The sequence below is a fragment of the Pseudomonadales bacterium genome, assembly GCA_013215025.1.
In the GTDB taxonomy this organism is placed as follows: Bacteria; Pseudomonadota; Gammaproteobacteria; order Pseudomonadales; family DT-91; genus DT-91.
This window is the reverse complement of the sequence record JABSRR010000046.1, coordinates 1-13,427: the sequence shown is the minus strand read 5'-3', so window position 1 is coordinate 13,427 and position 13,427 is coordinate 1. Positions and strand designations below refer to the sequence as shown.

General features: G+C 46.3%; 14 protein-coding genes. 3 read left to right on the top strand and 11 right to left on the bottom strand.

Annotated features, from left to right (window positions below; genetic code table 11):
- The 4 genes from glmM to rlmE all read right to left on the bottom strand — a co-directional run.
- Positions 1-305: phosphoglucosamine mutase (gene glmM, locus HRU21_05140; protein ID NRA41679.1), on the bottom strand; the 305-nt coding region annotated here is incomplete at its 3' end.
- 20 nt (positions 306-325) lie between these two features.
- Positions 326-1,132, bottom strand: coding sequence for a dihydropteroate synthase (gene folP, locus HRU21_05135; GenBank protein ID NRA41678.1), 807 nt, complete (start codon positions 1,130-1,132; stop codon positions 326-328).
- A 212-nt stretch (positions 1,133-1,344) separates the two neighbouring features.
- Entirely contained in the window at positions 1,345-3,258 is a 1,914-nt protein-coding gene (locus tag HRU21_05130) for an ATP-dependent metallopeptidase FtsH/Yme1/Tma family protein (GenBank protein NRA41677.1), read from the bottom strand.
- Between the two features lie 99 nt (positions 3,259-3,357).
- Positions 3,358-3,981 (bottom strand): 23S rRNA (uridine(2552)-2'-O)-methyltransferase RlmE, encoded by a 624-nt coding sequence (gene rlmE / locus HRU21_05125; GenBank protein NRA41676.1) that lies wholly within the window; start codon positions 3,979-3,981, stop codon positions 3,358-3,360.
- Positions 3,982-4,087: 106 nt separating this feature from the next.
- Here rlmE and HRU21_05120 point away from each other — a divergent pair, with 106 nt between their 5' ends.
- Entirely contained in the window at positions 4,088-4,396 is a 309-nt protein-coding gene (locus HRU21_05120) for a YhbY family RNA-binding protein (protein ID NRA41675.1), read from the top strand.
- On the opposite strand, the gene ribA is transcribed toward HRU21_05120, so the two are convergent.
- On the bottom strand, positions 4,393-5,007 hold the full coding sequence (gene ribA / locus HRU21_05115; GenBank protein NRA41674.1) for a GTP cyclohydrolase II: 615 nt from the start codon (positions 5,005-5,007) through the stop codon (positions 4,393-4,395). The two genes, HRU21_05120 and ribA, sit on opposite strands and share 4 nt — an antisense overlap.
- 155 nt (positions 5,008-5,162) lie before the next feature.
- Here ribA and HRU21_05110 point away from each other — a divergent pair, with 155 nt between their 5' ends.
- Positions 5,163-5,858: a zinc metallopeptidase gene (locus tag HRU21_05110; GenBank protein NRA41673.1), complete on the top strand. Its 696-nt coding sequence runs from the start codon at positions 5,163-5,165 to the stop codon at positions 5,856-5,858.
- Between the two features lie 72 nt (positions 5,859-5,930).
- Entirely contained in the window at positions 5,931-6,410 is a 480-nt protein-coding gene (locus tag HRU21_05105) for a hypothetical protein (GenBank protein ID NRA41672.1), read from the top strand.
- Here the strand turns inward: HRU21_05105 and HRU21_05100 are convergent, their stop codons facing one another.
- The 6 genes from HRU21_05100 to thiC form a co-directional block, all read right to left on the bottom strand.
- Positions 6,411-8,327: a hypothetical protein gene (locus HRU21_05100; GenBank protein ID NRA41671.1), complete on the bottom strand. Its 1,917-nt coding sequence runs from the start codon at positions 8,325-8,327 to the stop codon at positions 6,411-6,413.
- Positions 8,320-9,903: a thiamine phosphate synthase gene (thiE, locus tag HRU21_05095; protein NRA41670.1), complete on the bottom strand. Its 1,584-nt coding sequence runs from the start codon at positions 9,901-9,903 to the stop codon at positions 8,320-8,322. The genes HRU21_05100 and thiE overlap by 8 nt, the downstream gene beginning before the upstream one ends.
- Positions 9,904-9,928: 25 nt before the next feature.
- Positions 9,929-10,723, bottom strand: a complete 795-nt coding sequence (locus HRU21_05090) for a thiazole synthase (GenBank protein ID NRA41669.1) — start codon at positions 10,721-10,723, stop codon at positions 9,929-9,931.
- A 15-nt stretch (positions 10,724-10,738) separates the two neighbouring features.
- Positions 10,739-10,942 carry a sulfur carrier protein ThiS gene (gene thiS, locus HRU21_05085; protein NRA41668.1) on the bottom strand — a complete coding sequence of 68 codons (204 nt, stop codon included), beginning with the start codon at positions 10,940-10,942 and terminating at the stop codon, positions 10,739-10,741.
- 6 nt (positions 10,943-10,948) lie between these two features.
- Positions 10,949-12,043 carry an FAD-dependent oxidoreductase gene (locus HRU21_05080; GenBank protein NRA41667.1) on the bottom strand — a complete coding sequence of 365 codons (1,095 nt, stop codon included), beginning with the start codon at positions 12,041-12,043 and terminating at the stop codon, positions 10,949-10,951.
- A gap of 13 nt (positions 12,044-12,056) precedes the next feature.
- On the bottom strand, positions 12,057-13,427 hold a 1,371-nt coding region (gene thiC / locus HRU21_05075), incomplete at its 5' end, for a phosphomethylpyrimidine synthase ThiC (GenBank protein NRA41666.1).

Genomic DNA, 13,427 nt, shown 5'->3' with positions numbered 1-13,427 from the left:
ATGACTATGCCGCATTGCGCTTTAAACGTTCGTGTCAAGTAGGCAATCGCTGGGGTTGGCATAGGCCCGAGTAATTTCACATTCACACCCGCAGCAACAATGCCAGCCTGCAAAGCCGATTCAAACATATAACCTGAAATACGGGTGTCTTTACCGATGATGATAGTATTGTCGGCATCGGGATTGTGTAACGCAAAATAATGGCCGATCGCCCAACCTAGTTTTATGACAAAATCAGGCGTTATTGGCGCCTCACCGACTAAACCACGAATACCATCGGTACCAAAATATTTTCTAGCTGTCATGCTAAAACCTTATCGAAAGTCTATAAAGATTGATCCAATGCCTGTGCAACCAATAAGGCATCGGCCGTCTCTTGCACATCATGCACGCGAATAATATCCGCTCCCGCTTGATAGGATAATAAGGCCAGCGCCAATGAACCCGGCAAGCGCTGGTCAACGGCTCGGCGCTGACCATGCTGCTGATGAATCGCATCTATCATTGATTTTCTAGATAGACCAACCAACAGCGGTAAGCGATAGCGTTTGAAATCACCGAGGTGTTTTAACAGTGCAAGATTATGCGCTAATGTTTTACCAAAACCAAAGCCAGGGTCCAACAATAATCTATCGCGCGCAATACCGGCTTGCTGACAGGCGTTAATTCGGGCGTCAAAAAAGTCGCTAACTTGCGCAATAAGATCAGCATAGTGAGGCTGCTGCTGCATCGTTTGCGGAGTGCCCTGCATATGCATTAAACAGATGGGTAGACCACTATCCGCAGCGGCCTGCAGCGCACCCGGCTGCTGTAAGGCACGCACATCATTAATCAAACCAACGCCATAAGATTTTGCGGCCTGCATTAGCTCGGGGTTACTGGTATCAATAGAGATAACTGCCTCTATGCCTTGCAACTGCTCAAGCACTGGCATCACTCGATCCAACTCTTGCTGTGAAGACACCAATTCTGCGCCGGGGCGGGTTGACTCACCACCAATATCGAGAATACTGGCGCCAGCTTGCAACATCTGCTCGGCTTGCTGTAATACCTTTGATGTATCTAATCGGCTAGCCTTAAAGAATTGTCCACCATCAGAAAATGAGTCTGGGGTGATATTTAACACACCCATTAACTGTGGTTTAGCAAAATTCAAAGTAGAAAAAGGAAGACTCATAAGCGGCAATATAAAAGGAAATTAATGGGCAGTAAATACGCAAGCCTAGCCCCTTTAATATCGAATAATGATGTGTAAACGGTCTTAATAGGCATTGGCAATTGGTGAGCAACTCACAGATACAAAAATCGCCGCAAAGCGGCGATAATTATACTGCAAAGTTAGACCTAATGAATCGGATCAGCATCACCTGCAGTGCCGTCGCCTTCAGCTTGGTCGAGTGAACCTTGATCAACAGATGATTCACTATCGACACCTGGCCCCGGCTTGTCCCAATCTTTAGGCTGACGCACAGGCTTGCGCTGCATCAGATCAGCCACTTGATCACTGTCTAAGGTTTCGTATTCCATTAAGGCTTCTTTCATGGCATGCAGAATATCTTTGTTTTCTGCCAAGGTTTGCTCAGCTTTTTGGTAACACTGGTCGATAATCCGCTTCACTTCCTTGTCAATCAGCTCGCCTGTGGCGACCGAATAGTCTTCGCGGCCTGTCTGTTCGTTTAAGGAGTATTGGATAGGCCCTAACTTTTCGTCAGCAAAGCCCCACTGTGTCACCATTGCACGCGCATAACGGGTTGCCATTTGAATATCCGAACTAGCACCGGTTGAAATNCCATCTTCGCCGTANAGCATTTGCTCAGCGATGCGACCNCCATATAAAGTTTGAATCTGTCCAAGCAACTTCAATCGTGATTCAGAAATACGGTCTGCCTCTGGCAAAAAGTGTGTAACACCCAGAGCTCTACCACGCGGTATGATAGTTACCTTGTGCACAGGGTCGTGCTCAGGCGCTAAATAACCAATAATTGCATGGCCGGCCTCATGGTATGCAGTGGCTTCTTTTTCTTTCTCGCTCATCACTAAGGTACGACGCTCAGCGCCCATCATGATTTTATCGCGGGCTTTTTCAAACTCTACCGAGCCAACTAAACGCTTAGTTGCACGAGCAGCAAACAGCGCCGCCTCATTGACCAGATTGGCTAACTCCGCACCCGAAAAGCCAGGTGTGCCGCGCGCAATTACCATCGGGTCTACATCATCAGCAAGCGGCACTTTACGCAAGTGGACTTTCAGTACTTGCTCACGGCCTTTAATATCCGGCAAGCCAACATTAACCTGACTATCAAATCGACCAGGGCGTAATAGCGCCTTGTCGAGCACATCAGCACGGTTAGTTGCAGCCATAACGATAACGCCAGAGTTACCCTCAAAGCCGTCCATCTCAACCAACATCTGATTAAGCGTTTGTTCACGCTCATCATGACCGCCACCCATACCGCTGCCGCGATGACGACCTACAGCATCAATTTCATCGATAAAAATGATGCAAGGCGCATGTTTTTTGGCAGTCTCAAACATGTCGCGCACCCGCGATGCACCAACACCGACAAACATCTCAACAAAGTCTGAGCCAGATATAGAAAAGAATGGCACTTTGGCTTCTCCCGCAACAGCTTTTGCGAGCAATGTTTTACCGGTACCAGGAGGGCCAACCAAAAGCGCACCACGAGGAATTTGTCCGCCTAAGCGCTGATACTTGCCAGGGTCTTTAAGGAAATCAACGATTTCTTGCACATCTTCTTTGGCTTCATCACAGCCNGCAACATCAGAGAAAGTGGTTTTTATTTGATCTTCTTGCAGCATTCTTGCCTTGGACTTACCAAAGCTCATTGGGCCACCTTTACCACCACCCATGCCGCCTTGCATTTGACGCATAAAAAACATGAAGATAAACAGAATTAGAAGAATCGGGAAACTGGCGACCAACAGCTGCTGCCAAAGACTTTGCTGCTGAGGCGGCACACCCTCGACTTGCACTTCATTTTCCAATAAGTCGTTGATCAACTGAGGATCTTCGATATAGGGGCGCACCGTTTCAAAATATTCACCCGAATTAAGCTTGCCGCGGATATTTAAGCCCTCAATTTCTATCGCCTCAACTTGCTTATTTTGCACCGCAGCAACAAATTGTGAGTAGCTTAAGCTTTGATCTTGAGCAACCGGGTTAAAGTTTTTGAAAATCGACACCAAAATAGCTGCAATGACCAACCACAGCAGCATATTTTTTACTAAATCATTCACGTTGTTATCCTCTTGACTACAGCTATTGTTAGCCAATCACTTTGTGTTACGTATTCGTTATTATTAATACGTCTATAGTAGACCTATTGTGCCTAAATATCAGCCTTTAAATCCCTTACCCAGCAAATAGGTCTCACGCGATCGCGCCCTTGAAGATTGAGGTTTGCGCGTAATCATTTGCCGAAAGTTGCTGCGAATATCCTGCACCAGCGGCTCAAAACCTTCACCTTGGAATACTTTAGCTAAAAACACCCCATCTGGCTTTAATACCTGCTTGGCTAAGTCTAAGGCCAGCTCTACCAAATACATGGCTTTTGGCTGATCTATATCACTCATACCACTCATATTGGGGGCCATATCTGAAATTACAAGGTCAACAGGACGATTATTCACAGCCGCGAGGATTTCTTCAAATACCTTATCTTCAGTAAAATCGCCCTGCACAAACGTCACATCGGCCAGTGCATCCATCGGCAGAATATCTGAGGCAATAATAAGTCCATCAGGGCCGACAAACTCAGCACACACTTGTGACCAGCCACCCGGGGCAGAGCCCAAATCAATGACGGTCATATTTGGTTGCAAAATATGGTCTTTTTCTTGAATTTCTAGCAGTTTGAAACAGGCCCTGGACCGATAGCCGAGGCGCTGTGATTGCTTGACATAGTGATCACTGAAATGCTCATCCAGCCAGCGACCACTACTTTTCGATTTTTTTGCCATGCAGCTTCGCTTATATTTTTGATAATAAAACTATACAAATTGCACTATTTTTATACAATGCCGCGCTTACGCAACAATACATTCTGACCTGCTAGAGTAACCGCAAATGTCATTAGATCAAGCAAAAATCAAACAACTACGCGCCATTGGCCATCGCCTTAAACCGGTTGTGATGTTTAGTGACAACGGTATTAGCGAGGGCAGCTTAGCAGAACTGGAACGCGCGCTTAATGATCACGAATTGATTAAGGTAAAATTTGCTTTCGAAGACAGAGACGCCAAGCAGGAGGCGCTAAAGGTCGTGCTCGATGCGAGTCAGGCGCAGTGCATTCAACAGATTGGTAAAGTGGCTTTGCTATATCGTTTAGCGGCACAAACAAACAAACGTTTATCTAACTTACACCGACCCGTTTAGCCGCAGTCTTCAAACTCTTGTTGATGATCAATGAAATGGCCTAATTTTCCGGCTTTAGTTGCCAAGTACTTCGCATTATGCGGATTATCGCCAACGCGAAGGGCAATGCGCTCTGCCACCTCAATACCCTGATCGGTCATCGCCTTTACCTTGCGCGGATTATTGGTCATCAAGCGGATCGACCGAATACCCAAGTGATCAAGCATTGGCTTGCAAATACTGTAATCTCGCAGATCGGCACCAAAACCCAGCTTTTCGTTGGCTTCAACTGTGTCATAGCCCTGATCTTGCAGATTATAGGCTCTGATTTTATTCATCAGCCCAATGCCTCGGCCCTCTTGACGCAGGTATAGCAAGGCACCGCGTCCCGCTAGCGCTATCGCCTCAAGTGCTGCGTTTAACTGCGGACCACAATCACAGCGCTGACTTAATAAGGCATCACCGGTTAAACACTCTGAGTGCAGCCTTGCCAACACAGGTTGGCCGTTGGCGATGTCGCCCAAGGTTAAAACCACATGCTCTTTTTGTTCTTTCTGATCAAAAAAACCGTATAAATCAAAGGTTGCAAAGGCTGTAGGCAGCTTGGTTTTTTCGACAAAGGTTACTGTCACAGGGTTTCCAAATTCTTCCAGATTAAACAAGTGTAGTCTTAAAACGCTTCATGTAAGATAAATTAAGGTCGCGCATTTTACCCAGATAAACGACTTTAGGCTAATATTTGCGCAAAATTTTAACGTTTATTTATTGAGCCAGCGGTAACTCTTTTATGCTCATCATCGCCTGCATTGTGTTCTTACTTGCCATTATTGTTGTGCCGCAATGGTGGGTTAAGAGCACGATTGAACAACATAATCATACGCGTGATGATATACCGGGTACCGGCGGCCAGTTTGCTGAACATCTTTTACGCCAGTTAGCGCTGGACAGTTCAGTTACGGTAGAACAAGCCGCTAGTAATATTGGCGACCACTATCATCCTGAGCAGAAAGCTGTCCGCCTAAGCCAAACACATTTTAACCAGCGCTCTTTAAGCGCTATGGTGATTGCAGCCCACGAGGTCGGCCACGCCGTGCAAGATGCCGAAAACAATCCTTGGATGCACTACCGCAGTCAAATGGCACGCTGGACACAAATGATCCAAATTTTGGCGCCTATTTCCCTGACTCTTGCACCCGTATTAACTTTATTAACAAAATCTCCATTAGTTGGTGCTTTAAGCTTAGGCATTGGTTTGCTCAGCATATTTAGCGGCACACTGGTCAGTTTCCTCTCACTACCATTAGAGTTTGACGCTAGTTTCAACAAAGCGATGCCGATATTAAGTGAAGGTGGCTATCTGAATGCTGCTGACCTCGCCTCAGCCAACCGTATTCTCAAGGCGGCCGCTCTTACCTATGTGGCAGCCTCATTAACCAACTTATTAAATATCGGTTATTGGCTTACTCGCATGCGTAAATTTTAGCCAGTAATTATTTGATAATGATTATCATTTGTATTAGCATGTTTTCTCCTCATCATTTTTGGGAATACAGCTATGCACTTCATCTGCCAACAGCATCAGCAGCAGCTGGCTAAATGTAGCAATACAGAACTATCCAGTCAGTGGTTTGAATGGATGAGCCAAGCCAGCGTCTATCATGAACTTGGACAGCATAAAGAAGTACTCGCCTATGCAGGCTCGGCGTTAGACTTAAGCGTTATTCTAATGCACAAATCTAAAACTGACGGTCTCGCTGTCGCTGCAAAAAAAATGGTTTTGGCCTGCATCTATCTAACACACTGCCTCAAACAGGAACAGCAGCTTGAAAAAGCGAATTTATACCAATCAATTTACAGCGAATTATTGCAACAGTATTGTTTCAAGCAAACAAGCTCCAGCGAGGCGCAAGACATAGAAGATTGTTTGGATGTATTGCAGGACTGCCGAAGACATGAAGATTTTTTTGAAAACCACATTAATTTGCCACTGCATATTAATGACAGTGCGGCTAATTTAGCGCGCGTCTTGCACTGATCAGGGCGAAAACAGCCCTGGCAATTGAATGCTCTCACCAATATCAGGTAAGCGGAAATCAACGTAGCGCTGCCGACTCATCGACCAGATGATAAAATCATAGTCTCGAAGAGGCTGCTTGAGAGTAATTAACAACGAAGACGGTTTAGCGTTCGCTTGGTTTTTCGAGTACAACTTTTGCACCGCTATCTGCATCTCGGGCAATTCAAACTGCTGACCTAACCACCATTGATCACGCGATGATTTCATTAAACCTAATAGCTGTTGATTGAGAAAGGCATAGTGTAAATGGTAGTGAGTATCGACACCTTCTAACATTGCCGCATCAAACTGAAATGCTGGCTTAGCTTCAATCACAAACTGCTGCTCGGAGAGTCTAGAAACCGTCATCGGAAACCAGTTAGTTGTCAGCACACGACTGGTTTTCGGCAGCGGCAGCTGAAAATAATCTAGTTCATGCGCAATAAATGATAACCAAAAGGGTTTGGCTGTGCTCATCACCACCAAATGTTTATCAGCATAATCATTCTCACCCAATTTAACACGCTGCTCATGCTGAACGCCTGTTTTGGACTGCAGGCTATTGAATGTGTCAGCAATACTTGTGGTTAATACCCAAAAAGCAAGGGCAAAGGATATGAGGATATGCACGATGTATACATAACACCGTGTTAACCATAAGCCTATTGTGGTTCGGTTTATTAATAATAACTCTGCCAGCACCGCAGCCAAACCTATAAAAGGAATAATCATTACTCTTGGTGAGAGCGCTATCGCTAGCCCTGGCAACAAAGCCATACAGCTTCCAAGGTAGAGACATAGCGCTGCTTTAGACAGTTGCTGCTGACGATAGGCCTTAACTACAAGATAAGTAAAGCCAAGAAAAAGTAGCGCACCAGGTATGCCCAGCAGCATGCGAATATCAGGTCTGATTTGCCCACTCATAACATCTATAGCACTAAACAGCTCAAAGAAACTCAGCCAAACCTTTGTTTGCGCCAAGGATAGGAAAGCCAGTGGATCTCGCCCTGGATCAAGATAAAAATCCACACCCGAGGCACCAAACCCTGCCTGCTGATAAAGTAGCCGCCAAATAATAATCAACACAGCAAACGGTAATAGACTGATCACCCGCTGCCACCACTGGCGTCGATCAAACACCAGCATATACGCACCAAGGTAAGCACAGATAGTAATCACCGCCTCGCCTGTCAACATGGTAAGCAACAGCAGCAATAAACTTATAAGGTAATAGCCAGCAAACAACCGATGACGATTATCTTGCCAAGCTTGGCAGGCCATATGATAGAAAGTAAGACAAGCAAAGCCTAAGGCAACAACCATTAAGGCGTTTCTCGCCGCAATCCAAGTCACTACCTGAAACACACTGTGATCTAAAATAATCAGCAGCAATGCCAAACGACTAACAGATTGAGTCAAACCTAAGGTCAGAAAACAGCGATAAATGATTGCTAAACCGGATATATACCAAAGCATATTGATTGCGTGCATGGCAATGCTGCTATTTGGCCATAGCTGGTAATCTAAATAATGAGTGAGACTGGCAAGGGGGCGGTAAAAATGCAGCAAGGCTTGGTCAGAAGTCCACCAAGGTAGAATACCAAAATCTCTCAAAGCTTGATAATTACTGCTAGCTGGATCAAAAAAATTAAATTGATGAGCTTGCACACTGCTAAACTCGCCGACGTTAACATGATTAAGTAAACCGAGCTCAGCCAACCTATCCGAGCCTAAAAATAACGCCGCTTGAATAAAGTCGTCGGCATATAAACCGCCGGTGAGTAAACCGCCTACGTGCAAGACAAAGGCCAAAGCCAATAACCACAGCAAAGCCTGAGGGCGATCAAGCCATGACAGCCAGCGCGGCAACCCGGCTGGGACTTGATGACTAGTCAAGATCAGCGCCTTGGATTTTGCTGGCCGCCACAATCATCTGCTCTAATTGTACAATCACCTGTTGATAATCAGGCGCTTCTGTAATTGCGCGTACCATAGCAATTGAGCCTACGCCGGTTGATAACACCTCCGATGCATTGCTTAGGTTGATGCCACCAATAGCCACCGTTGGATACCTCTGACCTAACAATTGACACCAGCGCGCAAGCTTGTCTAAGCCTTGTGGCACCCAAGGCATCACTTTAGTGGTAGTCGCATAAATTGGACCAATAGCAATATAGCTTGGCTGAAGCGAATGGGCGCGAGCAATCTCGAACCAACTGTGGGTCGACACGCCAAGTTTTATGCCCGCTGCTTTTATGGATTCAGTGCTTGCAGAATCAAGATCTTCTTGGCCCAAATGAACACCATAGGCAGAGTATTTGAGTGCCAACTGCCAATGATCATTGATAAAAAGTTGAGCCTTAAAAGTGTCTCCGAGCCTTACCGCCTCGGCAATGAGTGGCTCTATACGCGGATAAAAATCATCGCTGCCGTCATGCTTGATTCGCAACTGAATTGTCTTAACACCCGCCTGCAAACAGCGTGTTAACCAGTCAATACTATCCACAACGGGGTATAGGCCTAATGGCTGATCAATCTCGGCAAAGCGATCAGCCGGCTTATTAATTGGCTGAATGGTCTGCTGCGCTGGCGCATCAAGCATCACACTGGGCAGGGCCGCTAGCTGGCTTGGGAATGTCGTATGCACAAAATTGGGCTGTAGCTTAGATTGCAGATCAGCAAAACCTTGGTTCAGATAAGTTTTAGCTAACACAACCGCTTCCTTGGCACTGTAGCCTAGCGCAAGACTTGCAGCTAGTGCCGAGGCAAAGGCGCAACCGGTGCCGTGCGTCGCTGACACGGCTTGATAATCACTGTGTAAGTAAAATACCTCGCCATCAATAACACATAGGTCGATCGCCGCTACATTTTCAGCAATAGACGATTCGCTGAATACACTATCGCCTCCAGTTATGACTAGATCAAGCTGATAAACTGCAGCGATATTTTTCGCATGGGCCTCTAAGGCTTGCCAAGAATCAAATTGTATCGCAAAAATTTCGGCAAACTCTTGCTGATTCGGCGTCATTAAACTGACATATTGCGCGAGCGTTAGATAACTTTCAGCGGCCTGCATCAATGTGCCGCCGGCAGAGGCAAACAGCACCGGGTCACAAACCACAACCGGGTTTGGCAGCTGTGCCAGCTTTGACTGTAGCCAATCTACTATTGCGGCATCGCCAAGCATGCCGAGCTTAATGACATCAGCATCACCCATTGCTAACAACGTCTGCCATTGCTGCTCTAAATCATTTAATGCTGTCAAAGCGACGGCCGACACACCCTGTTGGTTTTGCGCAGTCAGGGCTGTCACAAGATTACCGGCCTGCACTGCGAAGCGATCAAAGACTTTATTGTCTGCCTGTATACCGGCGCCGCAGCTATTATCAGAGCCTGCTATCGACCAGACTTTAGCAGGCATAGCTGAGGTAGCAGGCATCGCCTGGGTGAACTGTTGCGGCATATCAGACATATTAGACTTAGACGAGTAGCGTAAATTAGTCACTTTGTTGCCAGAAAGGCTGGCCAAGGGTTGGGGTAGAAGGTTTGGCGGTTTGGCGCTCGGGGATTGGCCCCGCTAAATAAGCCTGTCGACCAGCACACACCGCATCGCGGAAAGCACTTGCCATCAACGCTGGCTGACGTGCTTCGGCCACAGCAGTATTCAACAAAACCGCGTCATAGCCCAGCTCCATCGCCTGAGCCGCATGTGAGGGCAAACCAATGCCAGCGTCAACAATCATAGGCACATTAGCAATGCGGTCGCGCAAAGACGCGAGGGCGTATGGATTAATTAAGCCTTTACCCGTACCAATTGGCGCGCCCCATGGCATTAAAACTTCACAACCAACATCCAGTAACTTTTGACATAAGACTAAGTCATCAGTGCAGTAGGGAAACACTTTAAAGCCATCACTGACTAATTCGCGGGCAGCATCGACAAGGGCAAACGCATCAGGCTGCAGCGTATATTCGTCTCCAATTACCTCAAGTTTTATCCAATCAGTATGGAATAAGTCACGTGACATTTTTGCCAGGGTCACCGCTTCTTTAGCATTATGACAGCCAGCTGTATTTGGCATTAAAGTGACATCAAGCTGCTGAATAAAATCCCAAAAAGTTTTACCGCCCTGATGCTCGGGTGATTGACGACGAAGCGCAATCGTAACAATTTGTGACTGCGCTGATTGAATACTATCAAGCATAAGCTGCGGCGAGGGATAGAGCGCCGAACCGATTAAAAAGCGGCTGCTAAACGACTGCCCATATAATTTTAATACGTCATCAGACATAGTGATTTTCCTGACTTAACCGCCTTGAACTGCGGTCAGCATTTCGATCGATTGATTATTTTCAACCATGGTAACACTGTATTGCTTGCGCGCCACAAACTCCATATCTACAGCAATAGCCACCGAATCAGGGTCAACCTCGCGCATCCGCAATAATTGATCAACTGTAAGGTTGCCCGGAACCTGTGTTACTTCGCCGTTGAGAGTGATTGTAATCATTGCTATTTATCCGGTGGCTAAATCTGCCATTTGGTGAGAAATACTGGACCAGTCTAATTGCTGCGGAAAACCTAATTGATTAAGTACAGTGTGCACAACCGCTGGTGCTAATAAAAATCCGTGTCGATACATGCCGTTAACTGAAACAAGCTTGCCATCATGAATGATCGCCGGATGATTATCGATAAACGCAGGNCGACATTTTGCGTTCGCTTCTAACACTTTTGCTTCAGCAAACCCTTTATCAATACTATAAAGCGCCGACAACAACTCCATTGACGACCTAATAGTAATTTCAGCTTCGGATTCACTTTCAATTTCCGTTGCACCAATCACGTATATATCATCAGGTTTTGGTGCTATATAAAGCTGATATCGTGGATGCATGAGCCTAACAGGGCGACCAATATGTACTGCTGGAGCATGCACTCTGAGCACTTCACCGCGAACTCCACGCAAAGGCGCTGACTGCGCGACCAACTGCTGCTTCGCAGCGAAACCTCGACAGTCTAAGACACAGTCAAATTGCGAAACAAACTGGGCATCGAGCAGCATAGGTAAGGCTTTCTCTATACAGCTAACGCCATTTGCCTGAATAACTGGCAACAAGCCGGCCAGTAGCGCACGATTATCAATTGAGCCCTCATCTGGTAAGAAGCAGGCATAGTCAAAATTGGCCGCTAAACTCGGCTCAAGCTCGCGCAACTGAGCATGATTAAGCAATTGATAATTCGCATTCGCCTGATCTAAGGCATTGGTAAAGTAATGATAGTTACCAAGATCGCCATGATGCGCAACCACCAAAGAGCCTGCTTGCAGCAAACCAATATCAACCCCTGATTGCTGTAAATCGTCTGACCATTGTTGCCAAATTGGCAGCGACTGCAAGCCAAACTGATAGACTTGCTGATCTGCATGCACTAACTCAGATAATGGCGCCAACATAGCAGCTGCAACATAGGCCGCACTATCGCCAGCGTCAAACGACATATCAAACAGCGACACATCGATTGACGAGTCAGCCTTCTGATGCTCAAGTGTAAGTCGCCAAGCAAGCAATCTGCCTAGCAAACCCGCACCAACAATAGCTATTTTTGACATTGGCCTACCGAGCTTAAACTTCTTGGTAAATCTCTGAACCTTGCGCTTTAAATTCGGCTGCTTTCTTTTGCATCTCTAAATCTAATTGCTCTGCTTTCAAATCAACAATTGTAATGCTCTCACCCTGCACCTCATAACCGTTATCACGAGCGTAATCACGCACATCTTGAGTGATTTTCATTGAGCAAAATTTAGGCCCGCACATGGAGCAAAAATGCGCCACTTTACCCGACTCTTTTGGCAGGGTTTCGTCGTGATAGCTGCGCGCAGTATCCGGATCAAGACCAAGATTAAACTGATCCTCCCAACGAAACTCAAAGCGTGCCTTAGATAGCGCATCATCACGCAACTGTGCACCAGGATGACCTTTTGCTAAATCAGCAGCATGCGCAGCAATCTTGTAAGTGATAATGCCCTCTTTGACATCATCTTTATTGGGTAAGCCAAGGTGTTCTTTCGGCGTAACATAGCAGAGCATTGCGCAGCCGTACCAGCCAATCATTGCCGCACCTATACCTGAGGTAATATGGTCATAACCTGGAGCAATATCGGTCACCAAGGGGCCAAGCGTATAGAAAGGTGCTTCATGGCAATGCTCAAGCTGCTTATCCATATTCGCTTTGATCATATGCATAGGAACATGACCTGGGCCTTCAATAAAGCACTGTACATCGTGCTGCCAAGCAATCTTGGTTAATTCACCCAAGGTTTCTAATTCACCAAATTGCGCCTCATCGTTGGCGTCTGCAATAGAACCTGGCCTTAAGCCATCACCAAGTGAAAAGGTGACATCATATTGCTTCATGATTTCACAAATTTCAGCAAAGTGGGTATACAGAAAATTTTCCTGATGGTGTGCCAGACACCATTTCGCCATGATAGAACCGCCGCGTGAAACAATCCCTGTGACCCTTTTTGCAGTTAAGGGAACATAGCGAAGCAACACCCCAGCGTGAATAGTAAAGTAGTCAACGCCTTGTTCCGCTTGCTCAATCAAGGTGTCGCGGAAAATTTCCCATGTGAGATCTTCCGCAACGCCATTCACTTTTTCTAAAGCCTGATAAATCGGTACTGTACCAACCGGCACTGGCGAATTTCTAACAATCCACTCACGTGTTTCGTGGATGTGATTACCGGTCGACAAATCCATCATTGTGTCGGCGCCCCAGCGAATCCCCCAGGTTAATTTTGCGACTTCTTCTTCAATAGAAGAGCCCAGTGCCGAGTTACCAATATTACCGTTAATTTTCACCAAGAAATTACGACCAATAATCATTGGCTCAACCTCAGGGTGATTTATATTGGCTGGGATAACTGCACGCCCTCTAGCGACTTCACTGCGCACAAATTCTGGGGTGATTTGCGCAGGTATTGCAGCACCAAA